The sequence below is a fragment of the Geofilum sp. OHC36d9 genome, from assembly GCF_052400685.1.
Taxonomy (GTDB): Bacteria; Bacteroidota; Bacteroidia; order Bacteroidales; family Marinilabiliaceae; genus CAZHHH01.
The window spans coordinates 126,228-146,458 of the sequence record NZ_JBQTGJ010000009.1 but is presented as its reverse complement, the minus strand read 5'-3'; the positions used below and the strand labels follow the sequence as shown (position 1 = coordinate 146,458).

The 20,231-nt window shown below is 39.1% G+C and carries 14 protein-coding genes; 4 read left to right on the top strand and 10 right to left on the bottom strand.

Annotated elements, in window-relative coordinates; genetic code table 11:
- Positions 1-3 precede the first annotated feature (3 nt).
- Entirely contained in the window at positions 4-732 is a 729-nt protein-coding gene (locus tag ACT3CD_RS10985; protein WP_444645671.1) for a LytR/AlgR family response regulator transcription factor, read from the top strand.
- Between the two features lie 248 nt (positions 733-980).
- Here the strand turns inward: ACT3CD_RS10985 and ACT3CD_RS10980 are convergent, their stop codons facing one another.
- The 3 genes from ACT3CD_RS10980 to ACT3CD_RS10970 all read right to left on the bottom strand — a co-directional run bounded on the left by ACT3CD_RS10980 (position 981) and on the right by ACT3CD_RS10970 (position 4,152).
- The gene (locus tag ACT3CD_RS10980; protein WP_444645670.1) at positions 981-1,610 is read right to left on the bottom strand and encodes a LysE family transporter; all 630 of its coding nucleotides are present in this window, start codon (positions 1,608-1,610) and stop codon (positions 981-983) included.
- Positions 1,611-1,699: 89 nt separating this feature from the next.
- A complete protein-coding gene (gene nspC / locus ACT3CD_RS10975) occupies positions 1,700-2,842 on the bottom strand; it encodes a carboxynorspermidine decarboxylase (protein WP_444645669.1) in 1,143 nt (380 codons plus the stop codon).
- Positions 2,843-2,958: 116 nt separating this feature from the next.
- On the bottom strand, positions 2,959-4,152 hold the full coding sequence (locus tag ACT3CD_RS10970; protein ID WP_444645668.1) for a saccharopine dehydrogenase family protein: 1,194 nt from the start codon (positions 4,150-4,152) through the stop codon (positions 2,959-2,961).
- A 633-nt stretch (positions 4,153-4,785) separates the two neighbouring features.
- Here ACT3CD_RS10970 and ACT3CD_RS10965 point away from each other — a divergent pair.
- A complete protein-coding gene (locus ACT3CD_RS10965; RefSeq protein ID WP_444645667.1) occupies positions 4,786-5,835 on the top strand; it encodes an endonuclease/exonuclease/phosphatase family protein in 1,050 nt (349 codons plus the stop codon).
- On the opposite strand, the gene nadD is transcribed toward ACT3CD_RS10965, so the two are convergent.
- The 3 genes from nadD to ACT3CD_RS10950 form a co-directional block, all read right to left on the bottom strand.
- Positions 5,832-6,407, bottom strand: coding sequence for a nicotinate (nicotinamide) nucleotide adenylyltransferase (gene nadD, locus ACT3CD_RS10960; RefSeq protein ID WP_444645666.1), 576 nt, complete (start codon positions 6,405-6,407; stop codon positions 5,832-5,834). The two genes, ACT3CD_RS10965 and nadD, sit on opposite strands and share 4 nt — an antisense overlap.
- A gap of 5 nt (positions 6,408-6,412) precedes the next feature.
- On the bottom strand, positions 6,413-6,988 hold the full coding sequence (gene gmk / locus ACT3CD_RS10955; protein ID WP_444645665.1) for a guanylate kinase: 576 nt from the start codon (positions 6,986-6,988) through the stop codon (positions 6,413-6,415).
- Positions 6,989-7,083: 95 nt separating this feature from the next.
- Positions 7,084-7,959, bottom strand: coding sequence for a YicC/YloC family endoribonuclease (locus ACT3CD_RS10950; RefSeq protein WP_444645664.1), 876 nt, complete (start codon positions 7,957-7,959; stop codon positions 7,084-7,086).
- 176 nt (positions 7,960-8,135) lie between these two features.
- Here ACT3CD_RS10950 and ACT3CD_RS10945 point away from each other — a divergent pair, with 176 nt between their 5' ends.
- Positions 8,136-9,029, top strand: a complete 894-nt coding sequence (locus ACT3CD_RS10945; RefSeq protein WP_444645663.1) for a MerR family transcriptional regulator — start codon at positions 8,136-8,138, stop codon at positions 9,027-9,029.
- Here ACT3CD_RS10945 and ACT3CD_RS10940 read toward each other — a convergent pair.
- Positions 9,004-10,386, bottom strand: coding sequence for an MATE family efflux transporter (locus ACT3CD_RS10940; protein ID WP_444645662.1), 1,383 nt, complete (start codon positions 10,384-10,386; stop codon positions 9,004-9,006). The genes ACT3CD_RS10945 and ACT3CD_RS10940 overlap by 26 nt on opposite strands.
- A gap of 435 nt (positions 10,387-10,821) precedes the next feature.
- On the opposite strand from ACT3CD_RS10940, the gene ACT3CD_RS10935 reads away from it, so the two are divergent.
- Positions 10,822-12,321, top strand: a complete 1,500-nt coding sequence (locus tag ACT3CD_RS10935) for a DUF3078 domain-containing protein (protein ID WP_444645661.1) — start codon at positions 10,822-10,824, stop codon at positions 12,319-12,321.
- Positions 12,322-12,517: 196 nt separating this feature from the next.
- Here the strand turns inward: ACT3CD_RS10935 and ACT3CD_RS10930 are convergent, their stop codons facing one another.
- From ACT3CD_RS10930 to ACT3CD_RS10920, 3 genes are all read right to left on the bottom strand, one after another.
- A complete protein-coding gene (locus tag ACT3CD_RS10930) occupies positions 12,518-15,883 on the bottom strand; it encodes a two-component regulator propeller domain-containing protein (protein ID WP_444645660.1) in 3,366 nt (1,121 codons plus the stop codon).
- Between the two features lie 1,225 nt (positions 15,884-17,108).
- Positions 17,109-18,701 (bottom strand): flavodoxin domain-containing protein, encoded by a 1,593-nt coding sequence (locus ACT3CD_RS10925; protein ID WP_444645659.1) that lies wholly within the window; start codon positions 18,699-18,701, stop codon positions 17,109-17,111.
- 5 nt (positions 18,702-18,706) lie between these two features.
- Positions 18,707-19,834 carry a PepSY-associated TM helix domain-containing protein gene (locus tag ACT3CD_RS10920; RefSeq protein WP_444645658.1) on the bottom strand — a complete coding sequence of 376 codons (1,128 nt, stop codon included), beginning with the start codon at positions 19,832-19,834 and terminating at the stop codon, positions 18,707-18,709.
- Positions 19,835-20,231: the final 397 nt, after the last annotated feature.

Sequence of the window (20,231 nt, the reverse complement as noted above, 5' to 3'; positions counted from 1 at the left end):
AGTATGGCAATAAGCATTAATTGTTTGATAGTGGATGATGAACCGTTGGCTCTTGATTTGATTGAGAGCTATGTGGCTAAGACGCCCTTTTTGAAATTGGCAGGTAAGTGTAGCAGCGCTTTTCAGGCCATGGAGGTGATGGCTGCTCAGGAGGTTGATTTATTGTTTTTAGACATTCAAATGCCCGGACTAACAGGCGTTGAATTTTCAAAATCGTTGAATGGCAGTGTGCGGGTTATTTTTACTACGGCATTTAGTGAGTTTGCCCTCGAAGGTTTTAAGGTGGATGCACTTGATTACCTCGTTAAGCCATTTAATTATGCCGAGTTTGTGCGAGCTGCCAACAAAGCATTGACATGGTTTTCGCTTTCAAAGTCGCCACATAGCGTGCCGGATAATCTTCCCTCTCAATCGATGATGGTTAAAGCGGGCAGTAAGCTTGAACGGGTTGATTTAAAGGATGTCCTTTACATCGAGAGCATGGGCGATTATGTAAAAATATTTTGTAAAGAGAAAGAGCATCCTGTCATAACACAAATGACCATGAAGTCGATGGAGGAAAAGTTGCCTGATAAAAAATTTTTTAGGGTACACCGGTCTTTTATTGTCAATGTGGAACAGGTTCAGGTTATTGAGCGTAACCGTATTGTTTTCGGTAAAGTTTACATCCCCATTTCTGAGTCGGTGCGTGAAAATTTTAACAAGCTGTTGGGAGATCGTTTTTTGATGTGATATTTTTTGTTTAACTAGTGTTTGTCTATAAAGTCCAACTTCTGCGTTACGCTTGCTCTCAAAATGGTCATTTACGGGAGTAAACTCACATTTTTCGAGCTGCGCAAGCCTTGAATTTGAACTTTATAGCTCAAACTCCCGACTTTATAGACAGGCTCTAACTAGTGTTGCTGTATTGTTTTGTGGTTTCCTGTTCCTGTGATTCATTATTCGGGTCGTAAGAAGACCTTTTTATGAGCCTCAATTTTTTAGAGCTTTTGAATGGCCATAACAATCAGATACATGGCAAATCCAACCAAAAATGTACCGCAAACGGCAATTAAACGGCGATATATTTTATCGGTAAAGAGTTTTCGCCCTTTACTCACTGCTGTTGAGATAGCCGAATACCAGATATAATCACCGGCAATGTGTCCCAAAAAGAAGATGATAATGCCGGTCGTCCCATATTCCTGCGCATAAACAATGTATCCCAATCCGATGGTGGCCCACCATATTATCCAGTAAGGGTTCACCAGACTCATGATTGCGCCTGTTACCAACAGATTGTGTTTTGTTTTGTTTGTTTCGCTTTTAGCGATGGTGAGCGATGGCAGTGATTTGAACATACCCCATGCCATCCATAGCATAACTGCCCCGCCGGCAAATGATGTTATCATAAAAAATAAAGGCTGCTTAAACACGGGGCCTAAGCCTAATATGAGTGCAATAATGAGAGCTATTTCCAACATGGCATGACCTGTAATGAGCAAAGGGCCGGCAGCCATGCCGCGATGTGTGCTTTCGCTAATGGTGACTGTGAGCAACGGCCCGGGCATCATCGCACCCGAAAAGGCAATGATAAATGAGGTGAAAAACAGGCTGATGTATGCAAGCATGCTAAACATTTTAAAGAATTGTGAAAAGTGATCTGAATGATCCTTTTAAGGATATGTATAACGCAGAAGTTGAACTTTTCTTGCAAGCACTAGCTCATTCGGCCTTTATAATCTTGATATCCAAATTCACGTACTATTTTTAAACCGCTGTTATCGTTCCAGATTCCTATAGCTGGATGTGGTACGCCATTAAACATGGTTGTTTTAACAATTGTGTAATGAATCATGTCTTCGAACACAATTTTGTCGCCCACTTTTAAAGGAGCATCAAAGGACCAGTCGCCGATGAAATCGCCCGATAAACAGCTGTTCCCGCCCAGTCGGTAGGTTGGTTTCCCTTTAACGGGTTCCTGATGGGCACCTTGTACATGCGGTTTGTACGGCATTTCTAAACAATCGGGCATATGTGCTGTAAACGAAACGTTTAGTATGGCGGTTTTGATACCGTGGTTCTCTACAATGTCAACGACTTCAGAGACCAGAACGCCGGTATTCCAGGCGAAGGCACTGCCGGGTTCCAGTATAATATCGACGTTCCATTTGGCTTTGAAACGTTGTAAAAGTTCCACCAAATGATTTACGTCATAGTCTTTGCGGGTTATAAGATGTCCCCCACCCATGTTAAACCATTTGATCTGTTTCAGATAGGTTCCAAATTTCGATTCAATGGCTTCAAGTGTTTTTTCAAGGTTATATGAAGAGCTTTCACAGAGTGAGTGAAAGTGAATGCCTTCAATTTCTGGCGGTAGCTTGTCAGGCATCTGACTGGCAACAACGCCCATGCGTGATCCCGGCGAACACGGATTGTACAGGTCGGTCCCCACTTCGCTGTATTCGGGGTTGATGCGTATGCCCAAGGACACTTTGCGTTCAAAGTTTTTTACCATCGGCAAAAAGCGGTTGAATTGACTGAATGAATTGAAGGTGACATGACTGCTGTATTTTAGTATGGTCGGAAACTCTTTCTCGGTGTAGGCCGGCGAATAAGTGTGAGCCAGACTGCCCATTTCTTCAAAAGCCAGGCGCGCCTCGTGAATGGAACTGGCCGTTGAGTAGGGAATATATTCCCGTACAATGGGAAATGCCCGCCACAAGCTGAAAGCTTTAAACGCCAGTATGATATTAATGCCGGCGCGTTCTTTTACCGATTTGATGAGACTTAAATTGTTACGCAACAGTTGTTCATCCAGAACATAGCAAGGGGTAGGTATTTGTGTGATACTAATGGACATCCTGATATTTTTTATTGATTTGATGTAAATATAGCTGTTTTTATAAAATCAGAAAGGGCTTCACAATTGCGAAACCCTCACTGTATTCAGTTTTCTAACTGTTGTAACTCTATGCGTTACAGCTCCAGATCAACGTCATGCAATTCAACCCATGGTAACCCATGTTGGTTCAGTTCGTGCATAAACGGATCGGGATCAAATTCTTCAACGTTGTAAACGCCCGGTTTTTTCCAGATGCCTTTGAGATACATCATGGCGCCTATCATACACGGAACGCCTGTCGTATAACTCACAGCCTGTGTCCCTGTTTCCTTATATGCCACTTCGTGGTTGCAATTATTATAAACATAATAGGTCTTTTCATGGCCATCTTTTTTACCCTTAATACGGCAGCCGATGGAAGTCCAGCCTTTATAGTTTTTACCCAGATCGCCGGGGTTGGGCAATACGGCTTTCAGAAATTGAATAGGAACAATTTCCATTCCGTTGTACATTACAGGTTCAATGCCGGCCATGCCAATGTCCTGAATAACCCGCAGGTGTGTAAGATATTCCTGTCCAAATGTCATCCAGAACCGAGCGCGTTTTATGGTAGGGAAATTTTTTACCAATGACTCCAACTCCTCGTGATAAATCAGGTACGATTCCTTTGGCCCAATCTCAGGGTAGTTAAGCGGTTTGTGAATCTCATGCGGTTCCGTGTAAATCCATTGGCCGTTTTCCCAGTATTTACCTTTTTGCGTCACTTCGCGAATATTAATTTCGGGATTGAAATTGGTCGCAAAAGCTTTGCCGTGGTCTCCGGCATTACAGTCAACAATATCGAGATAGTTGATTTCGTCAAAGTGATGTTTGGCTGCATAGGCGGTGTATATGCTGGTTACACCCGGATCGAATCCGCAGCCCAGAATAGCGGTGAGGCCGGCTTCTTTAAATCGATCCCGATAAGCCCATTGCCATTTATATTCAAATTTGGCTTCTTCTTTGGGTTCGTAATTGGCCGTGTCGAGATAGGCCACGCCGGTTTCCAGACAGGCATCCATAATGGTTAAATCCTGGTAGGGAAGTGCAACATTGACCACCAGATCGGGCTTAAACTCGTTGATTAGTTCAACCAGCTCGGGCACATTGTCGGCATCTACCTGTGCCGTTTGAATTCGATTGCCGCCAATTTTTTGGGCAATGACATCGCATTTGCTTTTGGTGCGACTGGCCAACATAATTTCAGAGAAAACATCCGGCAATCCGGCCATTTTGTGAACTACTACAGTTCCTACGCCACCGGCGCCGATTACTAATACTTTACCCATTTTATTGTTTATTTTATACCGGTTAATAGCCCCCTTTTGGGGAGGCACAAAGGAATAAAAAATATTGGAATCTTACTTTTTTTATTTCCAATTTCATCTAAAGATACAATAGTTCGTTAAAATTATACAGCTGCATGGTTCTCAATGTTTTGCAGATTGATGGCGAGTACTTTTAACGCCTTAAAAATAAGTTGGTTGTGGCTGTTGTGGCGTTGGCATTTTTTAATGATGACTTTTTATTATACACGATATTTTGTGATAATACCTGTCCATAATGTAAGTACCTGGAGCTGAAATACTCATATGCTTAATAAGAAAAGTCCTTGTTTTTGGGTCTTTAAGAAGAAATCGCCAAAGACAAGGTTTTATTCACGGCAATATTATTTTAATGGTGTTCATGATCTCCTTATCAGTCGGTTCGAAGTTATAGAAACAGAGGCGTTTACTTATTGTAAATAACTGTTTCAAAAATGAGGATGTCGTAGAAATAAGCGAAGCGATTCACGAATGCCAAAAATAAACTTATGAGTAATTTGCCTTTTTTTACAAAGTCTAATTATCTATTGTTGATTTGTCAGAAAGGAATTAATATTTATTGATTAATTTTCCGGCTTTGAAAGTAATATATTGAGTATGTTGAGAGAACTTGTTGTTTTTGTGGCCAGTGTTGCTATGTTTTTTTCAGTTCAGAACGTGGCAGCTCAACAACTGAAGGCTGAGATTGTCGCTTTTTATAATCTTGAGAACTTGTTTGATACGATTGACTCGCCGAATGTACGAGATACCGAATTTACGCCCCAAGGGTCCAAAAAATGGACATCGGCGCGTTATAAAGAAAAAATAAATAATGTGGCGAAAGCCATTTCAATGTTAGGAACACCTGAGAATTTGGCTGGGCCGGCGGTGATTGGTTTAAGTGAAATGGAAAACCATGCGGTGTTGGATGATTTAATTCATTCGGATTATTTGAAGCCGTTAAACTATGCAATTGTACATTTCGATTCACCTGACAAACGTGGTATTGATGTTGCGTTGTTATATCGGACCAACCATTTTAAAGTGACCAGCACTCGCTCTGTCCCTCTAATAATTAACGGCGACGATGGTAAAAGAGTTTATACTCGCGATCAATTGGTGGTTTCGGGTATTTTAGATGGAGAACCGATGAGTTTTATTGTTAACCACTGGCCATCGCGTTATGGCGGAGAGGCACGCAGCCGTGGTTTAAGAATGGCAGCTGCCAGGTTAACGCGTTCTTTGGTCGATTCTATTTGTGTTATAAATGAGGATGCCAAAGTGATTGTTATGGGCGACCTGAATGATAATCCCTCCAACGAGAGTGTTCGCGTGAATTTAAATACCGGGTTCGATAAAAATAATTTGAAAGCAGAGCAGTTGTTTAATGCTACGGAAGTTTTGTTTCGCCAAGGAAAGGGTAGCTTACCCTACCGTGGTAAATGGGACATGTTTGATCAGCTGATCATGACGCCTGCTTTGGTCGATAAGAATAATAAAGGGTATTGTTTTCACTCGGTACGTGTTTTTTATGACCCCATGTTGGTTCAGCAGGAAGGTGAATATAAAGGTTATGCATTACGAACGTATGTGGGAAATAATTACATGGGAGGATATTCCGATCATTTCCCGGTTTATGTCCTTTTGGTTAAAGAGGTTTCAGATTAACCGTACAGATTATATTTTTGGATATAATCGTAAACGCCGTGAGGAAGCAGAAAACGAATGTTTTTGTGCTTTTTTAAGGCGTCTCTGATTAAGGTTGCCGAGATATTCATCAATGGTGCATTTATGATTTCGACGTTGGACAGGTCTTTTTTCGAGGATAGTTCACTCCCGTTACGTGGATAACAGATAATGTGGTAGTTGGCCATTAGCCGTGAAGGTTCTTTCCATTTGTCGATGGCCAAAAGGTTGTCGGCACCCATTATCAGGCTGAAGCATTTGTTGGGATACAACCCCTTGAGTTTATCCAGTGTATTAATGGTGTACGATGGGCGTGGCATGTTAAATTCGATGTCACAAATTTTAAAGCGCTGGTCACTATTAATGGCTATTTCCATCATTTTAAGCCGATGGTTTTCTGGGGCCAAACCGCTTGACTCCTTAAATGGATTTTGCGGCGTTACTACAAACCATATTTCTTTCAGGTCGGAAAACGATAGTATATAATTTGCCAAAGCCAGGTGACCAATGTGCACCGGGTTAAAAGAGCCAAACATCAGACCTGTCTTATTCATCGGAATTATATTTTGTCGTCGATAAAATTTCGTATCAGATGCTCTGTCTCTTCGCAGGCTTTGGTTAAATCATCGTTAATAATAATTTTATCAAAGCGGTCGGCATAGGTCAACTCCAACTCCGCTTTGGCAATTCTTTTTTCGATGATTTCGGGGCTGTCGGTATTTCGCAGTGTCAATCGTTTTTGTAATTCGTTTATTGAAGGGGGTTGAATGAACAGGGCCAAAGCTTCGTTGCCGTAATTTTTCTTGATATTGACGCCTCCAACCACATCCACATCAAACAGCACATGTTTGCCGGCTTTTCTCAGTCGTTCAACTTCTTCTTTTAATGTCCCGTAACAGGTTCCGGCATACACTTCTTCCCACTCAAGAAATTCGCCATTGTCAACTTTTTTAGCGAAGGTTTCCCGATCCAGAAAATAGTAATCAACACCATGTGTTTCGTTTTTACGGGGGGGCCTGCTGGTGGCTGAAATTGAAAAAGCCAGATTTAGTTTTTTCCCTAGTAAGTGTTTGACTATGGTTGTTTTACCCGAACCCGAAGGGGCTGAAAATATGATTAATTTTCCTCTGCTCATGGTTTGTGATATCAATTTGTCAGATAAGCGTATCTAAGATTAACCGGTAGTGGTTCCGGTTTGTTTTAAACATTCTTTGGGGGCTTTCTATTTATTTACAGAATATTTAATACCTGTTCTTTTATTTTTTCCAGCTCATCTTTCATTTGAATGACAATGCGTTGCATTTCTGCATCATTGGCTTTGGACCCCAGGGTGTTAATTTCACGTCCCATTTCCTGTGTGATGAAACCAAGCTTTTTACCTACTGGCTGATCTTCCTGAATGGTTTCGTAAAAATATTTGATGTGATTGCTTAACCGTACTTTTTCCTCAGAAATATCTAGTTTTTCGATGTAAAAAATCAATTCCTGTTCAAACCGATTTTCGTCTATTTTACTTTTGTCTATTACTTCGTTCAAATTGTCTTTAATGCGGGTTTTTATTTTTTCGACACGTAGTTTTTCCAGTGGCTCGACTTGCTGAAGTAATTCTCCAATTTTTGATGCTCGCCGTTTTATGTCTGCTTCGAGAGAATCACCTTCCTGTCGGCGAAATTGTTGTATAGCCTCTATGGCCATATTGGTGTGTTCAATAATTTGTGCCCATTCGTTTTCATCGAGTTCATTTTGCTCTACTTTAAGTGTATCGGGTAACGACATCGCTATTCGTAAATAGTCACTGTTGTTGTTATCATTTAGCTGATGTGCTAATTTCGTTAGCTGCTGATAATAATTCGTGATGACCGGTTCGTTTAGCTGAACATTTTTTTCTGATGTCAGGTTTTCAACATTGATATTTAATTCCACTTTACCTCTTTGAAGCGATGCTGCAATAAGGTTTCTAAGTTCCAACTCTTTTTCTCTGTAAAGATTTGGCATTTTGGCATTCAAATCGAGTTGTTTACTGTTGAGTGATTTTATTTCGACGTGAATTTTTTTATTGGAGAGCTCACATACGGCTTTCCCGAACCCGGTCATTGATTGAATCATGGATATACAATTTTATTACAAGCAACAAAGTTAATTATTTTTTATTGTTGCCGCTGATATTAGGGTTTTAAGAATGATCGGGTTTCACGGTAATGTTTTATTTTTGCCACACCGTAATTGAACAATATCTCATTTTGTTCGTTTTAACGGTCATTAATTGATTCACAGATTTTAACATGGGAAAGTACTCCATTAAAGATTTAGAGAATATTTCCGGGATTAAGGCACACACTATACGTATTTGGGAGAAGCGCTATAAATTGATTGAGCCCAAACGTACCAATACCAATATAAGGTATTATTCGGAGTGTGATTTGCGTCGTTTACTTAACATCTCAATACTTAATCATAACGGTTTGAAAATATCGCAAATTGCGGCGATGGATGAGGATGAGATTAAGCGGCGTGTTTTTGATGTAACGATGGAGTCGAAGAGTGAAAATGTTCAGTTGGAGAATCTGATGGCCGGAATGTTAGAACTTGAAGAAGTCAAAATTCTCAATACCATATCGGCCGGCATCATGAAAGAGGGCTTCGAGTCTACCTTCGAAAACTTGTTATTGCCTTTTATCGATCGCGTTACTTGTTTGTGGCAAACAGGAACCGTCATTTCGGCACAGAAACAATTTGTGTTGAATCTTATTAGGCGCAAGTTAGTTGTGGCTATTGACAATGAGGCGCGTGGCTTAACCGGCACAGGCCCCCGGATCATTATGTTTTTACCTGAGCACGAGACGGATGAAATAGAATTGATTTTTTACAATTACATGGCACGTAAAGAAAATTTTGAAGTCATTTATCTGGGGCCATCAGTAAAACCGGACGATTTGCGTATTCTTAACAATGTTAAGCAGGCCGATGTTTTTATGACTGTTTTTTCCAGCCAGTATTCCCCCGATTTATTGGAGAAGCAGATGGCTGACTACCGTCTACAGTTTCCTTCAACACCATTTTTAGTGGGGGGAAGTCAGGTTAAGAGTCATCAGTTACTTTTTCCCGATGGTTTTTCGCCCATTAGCAGTATAAAAGATTTTAGGGATGCCGTCAGGATTCTGAAATATTCTGACTAAATGGATGATCGTCTGTATCTATCTTTCGCTTCACAACACTTTTGTGTTTCCAGTAGCCGGCTTTGTAGTAGAACCATGACGCTATTAAACCGACCAACCACCCTGAAGGGATACTCCACCAGATACCTTCCTGACCAAACCGCTGCGAAAACAACCAGGCAAATGGAATTCTGATGAGCCATAGCGACACCAGAGTTATGAACATGGGAACAAGGGTATCGCCGGCGCCCCTGAGGGTGCCATGAATTACAAACATCGACGAAAATACGATGTAAAATGAGCTGACAATCAGTAGGTATTCTTTGCCTATCTCAATAACTTCAACGTCGTTGTTAAATAACTGCATAAGTTCCTGCCCCCATATCAGCACGATGATGAGAACGATAAGACTAATTGTCCATGCCATCTTCAAGGTTGCCCACACCCCTTTTTTTATTCTGTCGCTGCGACCGGCGCCCAGATTTTGACCTACGAATGATGATAGTGCCGATGAGAGCGTCATGGCAGGCATTGAAGCCAGTGCATCAATACGGCTGGCAGCGGTGTATGCCGCAAGTGTGGTGGTGTCAAAGTTATTGATGATACGGATGAGGGTCATCATTCCCAATGCCACAAATGTTTGTTGAAATCCGGTTGGCAGACCAATTCGTAAACTTTGATAAAAGAGCAATCGGTCAAAGTGCCACTCTTTTAGTCGGAAACGGATAATATGATCTTTTTGGTTGAGATAAAATATAGCTCCAATAAAAGCAGCTCCCTGAGCTATAACCGTCGCCCAGGCCGCGCCGGCTATGCCACAGTCAAAGACCAGAATAAAGAGAAGGTCCAAACCAATATTTAAAAATGTGGATAGCGCCATTAAAACCATGGGCGTTTTGCTGTCTCCCAGCCCCCGAAGGATTGAAGATGTGCCGTTAAACCCGAAAAACCCGATCATGCCAATCATGTAAATGTTGAAATAGCTGGTGGCAAAAGGCATGACGTCATCTCCAACACCAATCAGATGAAATATGCGGTCGCTGAAACTTATCCCAATTATGGAAAGTATGATAGCGGCTCCCAGCATAAAGAGAAAAATTGTTGAAATGGCTTTTTGTACTTGTTCGTAATTGCGCGCACCAAAATACTGGCTGACAATTATGGTTGCGCCACTACCTATACCAATAACGAAAGCAATGAGTGTGTAAAAGATGGGAAATGAAGCTCCAACCGCAGCCAGGGCCTCAGTACCTAAAAATTTACCAACAATAACGGTATCCACGATATTGTACATTTGTTGAAACAAATTGCCAATAACCATGGGTATTGCAAATCTGAAAATAAGTTTTGCTTCGCCACCGGTGGTTAAATCTTTCATTTAGGATACTTTGTTAGAATGATTTTTTGAATGGGCTTTGACACGATGAGTTTTGCAAAGCAATATAAAAATTTTCAGATATGGAAATCTCCTTATTGTTAAGACTTCTTCATACGTTAATTTATAGATATATAGAGTCAGCAAGAAAATTCAGGTGGTTATAAGAAATGTTTAAATTCAAGGCTTGTGAAGCTCGAAAAAGGTGAGTTTACTGTTGTAATTGATCATTTTGAAAGCAATCGTAACGAAAAAAACAGACGTTTTTTTGCTGATTCTTTATAAGAAAAAAATGTGTCAAAATTAGGGTGGCAAAGTATTTGCTGCTTTTTGTTAATTTTAAAGCCCTTTATGAAACATTTCTTTGTTTTGAGGGTACTATTGTTGCCTTAATTGATTATCCAATTTTGTCTAACTATTCGAATTAATATTTGTTAAATGAAGTTGATCTCAGGTTGGCTCTGGCTCTTTTTTATGTTTTTATTCAGCGCATCATTGGCTAGCGCACAGCAAAATGTGACGCAGATTCAGCGCTATTTTAAGCCTTATGTGTTACCCTATCATTGGTTAAGTGAATGGATGACTGAAGCTGAATATCAGCAATATTTAAATGAAACAGTCTCTTTTGACGATCGGTTCAGGGGGCTCAATGGCTTTTTATCGCGAGGTTTCTTTTACCGGTATTCCGAGTCTTTTAGGTTACAACAAGCCATTGAAAGAGGCTTTGTTCGGACAGGCTTGAGATCAGAAGCTTTTAATCCATATCATTTTTATTATCAGGATATTCGTGGCTCTACCTACTGGTGGCACACCTTATCGGTAATTTATCGTGCGCCAGAAGTCCCTGACTTAACCAAAGCGCTTACACATGAGGCGGAAATGCCCATGGCTGCTTATCAGAATTTTGTTCAGCATCCGGGAGGGGGGGATACGCTTCAGAGCGTTTTCGCTGAAATGTATAACCGAAATGAGTTAATTCGGAAAATTGTCAATGAAAATCCGGGGTTGGTTAATTTTCGATGGGATGAAGTCCCTGATCCACCCAAGAGTATTTATTTTGGTGAACGTATTAATCCGGGCGCTCAGCGGCGTGGTCTGGAGGTAGTGATGCGACGAGGCGGGGATATTAAAGCTAAACATCCGCTGGAAAAAGTTTCAGGTTATCAACGTAAGTGGACCATTAGTGGTTCTGAGAATGTTCAGTTTTCTCAAAGCTACCTCGAAAATTGGGTCAAGGGGGGGCAAAGCTCTATTGCCTTGTTAAGTGATTTGCGTTTGAATGCAGTTTATAAGCAAGATAAAGTTGAATGGGAAAATAGTATTATTCATAAAATTGGAGTTCTTTCGAGCGAGGATATTGATTCGCGAATTAATGATGATTTAATCGATTTAACCAGTAAATACGGTTTAAATGCCAGTAAAAAATGGTTTTATAGTTTATTGTTTAGCTTTAAAAGTCAGTTTTTTAGAGGTTATGCCAGTTCGGATGTAGATAAAGAAACGCCTATTTCCGCATTTATGTCGCCCGGCTATTTTTCTATAGCTGCTGGTATGGATTACAAAACCAAAAATTTCACGTTGTTGCTGTCTCCGGTAACGTCGAGGCTCACGGTTGTGTCTGACACGACATTAATTGATCAGACCAGATATAGCATAGATGCTGATAAAAAATCTCAGTTTTTAACTGGGGGTTCTTTGCAGAATAACTTTACATGGAAGATGAACAAAGATATGAAGATGACTTCTGCCATGAATATTTTTTACGATTATTTCGAAAAAGATGAGAAGGTTCAGGCTGAGTGGAATCTCATTCTGGATATGAAGATTAATGTGTTTCTCAGTACGCGGATTGTAAGTAATCTGAGATATTATGAGAGTGAATCGAGTAAAGTTCAGGCAAAGGAAGGTTTAAGTATTTCTTTTTCATATAATTTTTAACCCCCCGACGGTTGAAGTCTAATAATCTACGCTTCAGTCATTGATTTGTCTGGTTTTTACAGCTTTTAACCTTTTATAACTAAAAAATATGGCGCGAGCTCATTTATGGTCATATATTTGTATGAGAAAGAACGAAAGTTTTTTCATAGGTTTAGGTTAGGTTAATTAGGTTTAGGAAGAAAGAGGCCTGTTGCAATTAGTTATTTGTGGCGGCCTCTTTTTTTGGTATCGTGAAGAAAAAAACAGATCCTTGCTGAGGGATCGATTGAACCCAAATTCGCCCTCCCATAAGTTCTGTTAGCTTTTTACTAATGGCCAGACCAATACCTGTGCCTCGAAATAATTTTGTATTGATGTGTTCAACTTTATAGAAGTGATTAAATATTTTGTCAAGGTGTTCTTCTTCGATGCCAATGCCGCTATCTTTCACAAAAAAGACGGTTTCTTCAGATCCCGTTTTATAACCAAAACGAACATATCCTTTTTCAGTGTATTTGATTGCATTTGAAATCAGATTCGAGAAAATTTGACGAAAACGAAAAGGGTCGCACGTTATTGATTCATTTTTGTCATTTTTATTCATGAATTTGATTTCGATATTTCGGCTATTGTTAAGTTTATAGTACGCTTCAATATCAATTAATATTTCGTTGATATTAAAAGGTTGTGGCGTAAATGTAATTTGATTGGCTTCAATTTTGGAGATGTCCAGGATGTCGTTTATTAAAATCAGAAGGGCATCTGAGTTTTCATTGATAATTTGAATGTAACGTTTGCGTTCGTCTTCGGTTAAATCAGTTTGCTCAAGAAGATTAGAAAAACCTACGATGGCATTCATCGGGGTTCTTATTTCATGACTCATATTGGCTAAAAAGGCAGTTTTCAGCCGATCGGAGGTTTCAGCTCTGACTTTTGCTTTTTCCAATTCCATTGTACGTTGTCGAACCAGCTCCTCCAGTCGTTCGCGGTGTTGTTCCAATTCCAGATTCTGATAGTAAATTTCTTCTTTGCTTTCCTCAAGTATTGTGTTGGTTTCAGATAATTGACGTGTACGTTGGGCTATTTTTTCTTCCAGTTCTCGATTACGCCGTTCTACACGGTTTATTTGGTGATTGATGAACAGATAAATACCTAAGGCCACCAGAAAAACGGATAAACTAATGAACCAGTTTGTTTCCCACCATGGCGGGGTTATTTTTATGTGCAGAATTTTCGGTTTTTTGCTCCATATGCCGTCGTTATTACACCCGTATACTTTAAAACTGTAGTTGCCTGGATTGAGGTTTGTGTATGTTGCCAACTGTGAGCTGCCAGCGTCGTGCCATTCAGTGTCATATCCTTCTAAAATAAAGCGGTATTGGTTCTTTTCGGCCTCCAGATAGCTTAATGCTGCATATTGTATTGTTATATCATTTTGTTGGTAAGTTAGTTTTATTTGACTTAGGTCGTTTATGTTTTTTGATTGCCAGGGCAATAGCCCTTCTTGCTTTGGCGCGTTAGTGATTTTGATTTCAGAAATGACAACATTGGGCGGAACATTATTTTCAAAAATCAGACTGGGATGAAAGCGGGTGAAACCACTCGATGAGCCAAAATTCAGATAGCCGTCGGTACCACGGCAGGCTGCTCTAATGGTGAAATCGTTGGATGGCAATCCGTCGTCTCTGGTGTAAATTTTAAATTGTGGTTGCAAAGGTGTTGAGGCACCTTTGATGAATTTAACCAACCCTTTGTTGGTGCTTATCCATAAGTTGGCATTATCATCTTCCAGAATACCTAAAATTGTGTTGTTTGGTAAACCGTCGTCAGTGGTATATCGAATGAAGGTTCCGTCGTGTTTGTTGAAAAGGTTTAAGCCCAGATTGTTTCCAATCCAGTAATGGTTATTGCTATCTTTAAATATGAGCTGTGTTTGTCCTCTTCCTATGCTTTGTGGATTTTGGGGGTCGTGAACAAAATGTTTGAAAGTTCCGGTTTCCGGATTGAAAATTTCCAACGAGCTGTAACAGGTCATCAATATATCACCATCGGCAGTGGGGTAAATGTTATTAATAGAATTGTTATATAAGCTTTCGGCGTTGTGGGGATCGTTTTTATAGGTTATGAAAGTGTCAGTGTCGTAGTCGTATCGGTTCAGGCCACCCTCAATGGTGCCTATCCATAAATTGCCCTTTGAGTCGGAAGTGATGGCATAAATGTTGGGACTACTAATACTTCCCGGTTGAAGAGATGGCAAATAGGTTGTGAAACGATTGGTTTGTGTGTCTAATTTATTAAGACCGCCGCTCCATGTTCCGGCCCATAGGTATCCAAACTTGTCTTTGTAAATTGAATAAACAGCTCCTTTCCCAATTGAGTAGGGCTGATCAGGATGGTGCTTGTAACGTTTTATTGTGCCGGTTGCTTTATGCATTCTGTTAAGACCTTCGCTGGTCCCAATCCACAGGAATTCGCCGTCATCAAAGAAACAGTTAACAAAGTCTGAACTAATTGAGTTTTGCTCGCCGGCAACGGATTTGAAGTTGTTAAATTGTTTTATTTTGCGACTGTGATAATCAACCCCGCCGGCATAAGTTCCAATCCAGATGTCTCCATTTTTATCCTCAAACAGAGTCGAAATGCTGTTGTCACTGATGCTTTTTTCGTTGTATGGAGAGTGTTTGAAGTGTTTTATTTTTAAATCGGTTCTGTTGTTCACAGATGAGAGGTCGATAATGGCGATACCTTCCGGACCGCTTTTGCCAACCCATAACTTATTTTGGCTGTCGGCGAGTAGTATGTTGACGCTCCCTGGCTCTATCAGTTTGAAATGTCCATTGTCGGGTCGGTCTTTGCTGTTTTCGAATAGATAAAGACCTTTTTGTAATAATCCAAGCCACAGGCGCCCGTCGGCATCTTCGGAAATGGAATGAACGCGTGTTTTCTGACCTGGAAGGCTGTTTTCAGTGGTAAGATAGTTTTTAAACGAATTGGTAGAGGGTTGGTATAGGCAAAGACCATTGTCGGTTCCGATCCATAGGTTTTCTTCAGAATCAAGGCAGAGGGAGTAAATTTGATCGTTGCTGATGCTGCCTTGCTTTTTAGTATTTTTATAGCCAATTAACCGGTCTGTATCGTTCATGTACACATAAAGACCCTGATTTGTGCCAAACCATGTGTTTCCTTGGGTGTCGGGCAGACAGGTTTTAACATTTATGTCGGTGAGAAATTTGAATGTCGAGAAGGTTTGTGTGCTAATATAATAAATAGATACGCCTAACTCAGTACATATCCATAGTTCATTGTCGTTTTTATAAGCGATATGATTTACCGTTGAGTGAACCAGTCCTTTGCTTTTGTTATCGTCAATATTGAATGTTTTAAAATTTTTTCCGTCGAAACGATTTAAACCATCTTCTGTCCCAAACCACATGTAGCCGTCCCTATCCTGATAAATGGCTTTAACGTGGTTTTGTGACAGTCCGTCTTTTGTGGATATTCTGGTAAATTTTTGTTCGAATTTTTGTGCTTGTAACGAAACGATAAAAAAACAGGAAAATAGAATGTATATAAATTTGTGCATTTTTCTAAATTTATAGAGCGTTGAGACGGAACTTATTGAGCAGAAACAATGCGCCCATTATAGAAGAGCTATGTTAGTGCTTGCAAGAAAAATCCAGCATCTGCGTTTTGCTTGTTTTCAAAAGGGGCATTCTCCATAGAAAACTTACATTTTTTTGGACTTCGCAAGCGGTAAATTTTGATTTTTCTTATCAAGGGCTTGAGTTTTCTTGTTGGGGCTATTTTCCTGATTTATGTTGATAAAATATTGTTGAATGAAAGCAATTTGTCATTTTTACAAAAGTAATAGTTCTAATTTTTAAATCTATACGTAACTAATAATTATTTTGTTAGAAGATGTTTGAGCCGTATGATCATGATTTTTTTCGATGGATGTTTGGTGGTTAATTTACCCTGTGTATAGTAGCCAGAATGTTTTTTTGTTGTTTTTAAGAATCGTTTTAAATTATGGTTGATGTAGTAGTGGACATTTACGATTAATAGATTTTGGTAGGATTTTAAATTTGTAGGTGATGGATTGCCATTTTGACTATTTAGAGCCTGTCCATAAACTAAGTGTTTGAAATATAAAGTTCTAATACAAGGCTTGTGAAGTCATAAAAATCAAGGAGTTTACTTTTCGTAGATGACTGTTTTTATGACAAGCATAACGAAGTAGTTGACTTTATAGACAAACACTATTTAGTGCTTGCAGGAAAAGTCCAACTTCTGCGCTACTCTGCACTCACAAAGGTGATATACACCAGTCAATTCAAAATTTGAGAGCTTCGCAAACCTTAAATTTAGACTTTGTAGTTTAAATTTCTGGTTTTGAGGATGTATTAGTGTCATACCACAGTTTTTGGTTTAGGTAAAATTCTGGCTATCTATCAGGTAATCATAATAATCACGGTGTGTTTTGGATCAGATGCTTGTTTGAGCGTAAAACATCTACCTAATTTTCAGACGCTGCCATTTCGAGAGCGGTTTTGTTCGCTATAAAGGGATGTCGCTTATTGCTGTACGACAATACTTTGCTTCTGAATATGGCAGTTGTAACAGACGTCTTTGACAGTTTTGAGCGGATGTGAATTATTTTTTTGAAGGTCTCAGTTTCGGATTATAACGAATGCTGCTTTTTTGTCGAAAATGCAGAATGGTCTGTTGATGTCTTAGGCCCGAAGTTTCAACGGTTTTAAGAATTAATTAATTTGATGATCTTATTAAAGATTATTGAGCACTTGGTTTTAATATATATCCTCGTGATATCTCCCTTCCCTAATAAGGCTATTGGTTGAATTATTGTGTGAAATTAAAATTTCATCAAGATTTTGTTTGACTGATTTACCCATGGTTATTGAGCCGCTTATGAATATATGCGCGCCATTGTTAATCCATTGAATTATATTTGTTGAATTTATTTTTATCTCGTCCTGAACGTAATGTTTATTGATGGCATCACGAGAAAAGGCCAGATTTAATTTTTCGAGAATCCCCGTTTTACGAAATTGTGTTAACTCATTTTCATACAAAAAATCGTTGTTGCTTTTTTTATTACCCCATATCAGCCAGGTGTTACCTTTTATTCTATGGGCTTGCCGTTTTTGTAATATTGCTCTGAAAGAGGCAATTCCCGTGCTGACACCAATCATTATTATAGGCTGATTTGGATTGGTCGGTAAAGCGAATTGTGCATTTTTATACAATATAAAGCTGACGGGAGATTTGATGTTTAGTCGTTCATTGGTATACACAGATGCAGCTCCCTCATGTTTCCTGTTTTGAAAATTATTACGGATTGTTTTAATTGTAAGGTGTAATTCATTGGGATGTAGCTCCTGACTGGATGCGATTGTGTATAGTCTTCTTTTTAATTTTGGTAACAGCACCATTAGTTCATCAATGTTCAAGCCTAAATTAAAGTCTTTTACCAGATCATATAAATTGGCTTGTGAAACAAAGATTTCTAGTTGGTCTTTTGATTCCAATAGTGATTTTAAAGATTTCGATTTTGTTGTTGCATAAATGTTTTGCAACGTTTTTTTTGAGATTTGGGTTATTTCATAATCGTTGAGCAGCTTATTTTTAATAAGATCAATATTATTTGTCTTTAATGAGGTGTAGTTAAATTCGTTTATTATTTGTTCGACTAACCATAACGGGTTTCTTGGTTTAATGCCTATTGAGTCTCCAACAGAATATTTTAAATTCGATTTTGAGATGTCCAGAACTAAATGACAAACAGGTGTCACATTTTTGCCTTTTGTAATTATTTCGCGAGTTTTTATTGTTGCATAATATTGGTTGTTAGTAGCAATTGCGGGTAGGTTGATTTCTTTCTTATTTATTTCGAAGTTTTCATTTTTAAAATATAAAGCCGTTTGTTTTATCCATTGAATGGCATCCCTTGAGAATTCCGTATCGCAATCTTTTCGTGGGTAAAAGGGCGTGGCCCCCAAATTCGAAAGACGTTTATCTAGGATTTTCCCAGCCCGGCAAAATTTTTCATACGCAGAGTCACCTAATGCACAAATTGAATAGTTAAGATGGCAAAGGCCTGGCATTGCATTGCTCATGCATTCATTAAAGAACGTTTTTGTTGATGGCGGTGGTGCGCCATCGCCATGTGTGCTTATAATTATTAATAAGTAATTTACTTCCTTTAGTTTGCTCGGCTGATATCGGGCCATATTTTTACAAAGAGATTCGATACCTGTTTTTTGGTAATATTTTTGTGTTTGTTGTGCTATTAATTTAGCGTTACCAGATTTTGTACCATATAAAATGAGGAGCGGCTTCTCCTTTTTCTTTTTTGTTTTGAGTCGTTTAAATATTTCCATTGATTTTACAGGTTTAATTCTTTTACAAAAGTTCTCTTTTCCTTTTTTCTTTTCCACCACATTAAGAAGCCTGTAACAGGCAAGCTTGCGCAAAACAGACTTCCCAGAAAAACAATTATTTTTCCGAATATACCCCCGATACTTCCTGTATGTATATCATAATACATGCGTTTAATTTTATCGGGAATTTGTGCATCTTCAAAACTACCGTATATATGTTTTGGCTTAATCGGGGCCAGCGTGTATTGGTCAAAAAACAGGTAGTCCATTTTCCAATGTGTCGTTGGATCCCTATTCAATTCAACTAAAACAGATGATGATGAGTCTTTAACGGCATGAATTTCTATGAAATGAAGCGCCGGATTCAATGTCTTTATTCTATTATAAAGGATATCAATGGACGCCTGATGTAGCATTTTATCTTTTCTCGTTGAGAGATCTGATTTTGGAACTGAGTACGATACCTCTTTTTTCCCGCCCATTGCCTTATAAGTTATTTTATCAAAGCCATCAAACAACCATGTCATTCCGGTCAATACGAGTATTAGTCCAATCCAACCGGCATAAAAGCCAACTATTTTATGCATTTCCATCTTTTTTAATGACGAAGAAGCTCCTTTGGTGAATGTAAAATTTCCCGTACTTGTTTTTCGGGGCCACCACAAAAAGAGGCCTGTTATTATCATCAGCAGAAATATAATTGAGGCTATAGCAACTATTGGCTTTCCTATTTTTGATGGTAGCCACAAGGAAGTATGTCCTCGTAAGACAAAGCCAAAAAAGGTGTTGATAAAATTAACTGTTTTAATGACCTCGCCACTGTATGGATTTAAATAGGATGCCCCATAATACAAGGGGTTTGCTTGATAGTACACAACTTCGAGCGCATCAATTGAATCTCGGTAAATAACACCATGAATAGCCACGCCGGGGTTTGCCTTTTCCCCGATTTCTAAAGCCTGTGACGGTGGTATAAACGACCGGTTCTCTACCGATACTTTTTTGTAAGCTTGCGTTATTGATTCTATTTCAGTTTTAAAGGTGTATAAGGCACCTGTAATGGTCATAATAAACACAATTATACCGGATAGCAATCCCAGTATCAGATGCAACTTTACAAAAAAATGTTTCATATGATTATATTTTGTTTTTCAGTTGCCATATGGAACTCGCCAGGATAATCATACTTCTGTGTGTGAATCAATTCTCATGGCTCGTTTCATATTTATTTTTCTTATCATCCAATTAATATCAACAAGAAAATTCAGGTCCTTGATAAGAAATGTTCCAGTTCAAGGCTTGCGAGGTCACAAAAATGTGCGTTTACTGGTGTCGGTGACTATTTCGAGGATATGCATAACGCAGAAGTTGGACTTTTGGGTAAGCACTAATTAACAACGGTGCAATTTTAATATGTTAAGGGCATAATGTTTTTTTGCACGCATTCTGTTTGCCTTTGTTCTGTCAGCTATTGGTCTTAGCAATCAAGTTTGGTTCATAAATTAATTTAATGTGTAACGATGTTTCAAA

What these genes read in the sequence shown, in the direction of transcription:
- ACT3CD_RS10985 (WP_444645671.1), top strand. Translation starts at nt 4, where the DNA reads ATGGCAATAAGCATTAATTGTTTGATAGTGGATGATGAACCGTTGGCT.
- ACT3CD_RS10980 (WP_444645670.1), bottom strand. Translation starts at nt 1,610, where the DNA reads ATGCTTGCATACATCAGCCTGTTTTTCACCTCATTTATCATTGCCTTT.
- nspC (WP_444645669.1), bottom strand. Translation starts at nt 2,842, where the DNA reads ATGTCCATTAGTATCACACAAATACCTACCCCTTGCTATGTTCTGGAT.
- ACT3CD_RS10970 (WP_444645668.1), bottom strand. Translation starts at nt 4,152, where the DNA reads ATGGGTAAAGTATTAGTAATCGGCGCCGGTGGCGTAGGAACTGTAGTA.
- ACT3CD_RS10965 (WP_444645667.1), top strand. Translation starts at nt 4,786, where the DNA reads ATGTTGAGAGAACTTGTTGTTTTTGTGGCCAGTGTTGCTATGTTTTTT.
- nadD (WP_444645666.1), bottom strand. Translation starts at nt 6,407, where the DNA reads ATGAATAAGACAGGTCTGATGTTTGGCTCTTTTAACCCGGTGCACATT.
- gmk (WP_444645665.1), bottom strand. Translation starts at nt 6,988, where the DNA reads ATGAGCAGAGGAAAATTAATCATATTTTCAGCCCCTTCGGGTTCGGGT.
- ACT3CD_RS10950 (WP_444645664.1), bottom strand. Translation starts at nt 7,959, where the DNA reads ATGATTCAATCAATGACCGGGTTCGGGAAAGCCGTATGTGAGCTCTCC.
- ACT3CD_RS10945 (WP_444645663.1), top strand. Translation starts at nt 8,136, where the DNA reads ATGGGAAAGTACTCCATTAAAGATTTAGAGAATATTTCCGGGATTAAG.
- ACT3CD_RS10940 (WP_444645662.1), bottom strand. Translation starts at nt 10,386, where the DNA reads ATGAAAGATTTAACCACCGGTGGCGAAGCAAAACTTATTTTCAGATTT.
- ACT3CD_RS10935 (WP_444645661.1), top strand. Translation starts at nt 10,822, where the DNA reads ATGAAGTTGATCTCAGGTTGGCTCTGGCTCTTTTTTATGTTTTTATTC.
- ACT3CD_RS10930 (WP_444645660.1), bottom strand. Translation starts at nt 15,883, where the DNA reads ATGCACAAATTTATATACATTCTATTTTCCTGTTTTTTTATCGTTTCG.
- ACT3CD_RS10925 (WP_444645659.1), bottom strand. Translation starts at nt 18,701, where the DNA reads ATGGAAATATTTAAACGACTCAAAACAAAAAAGAAAAAGGAGAAGCCG.
- ACT3CD_RS10920 (WP_444645658.1), bottom strand. Translation starts at nt 19,834, where the DNA reads ATGAAACATTTTTTTGTAAAGTTGCATCTGATACTGGGATTGCTATCC.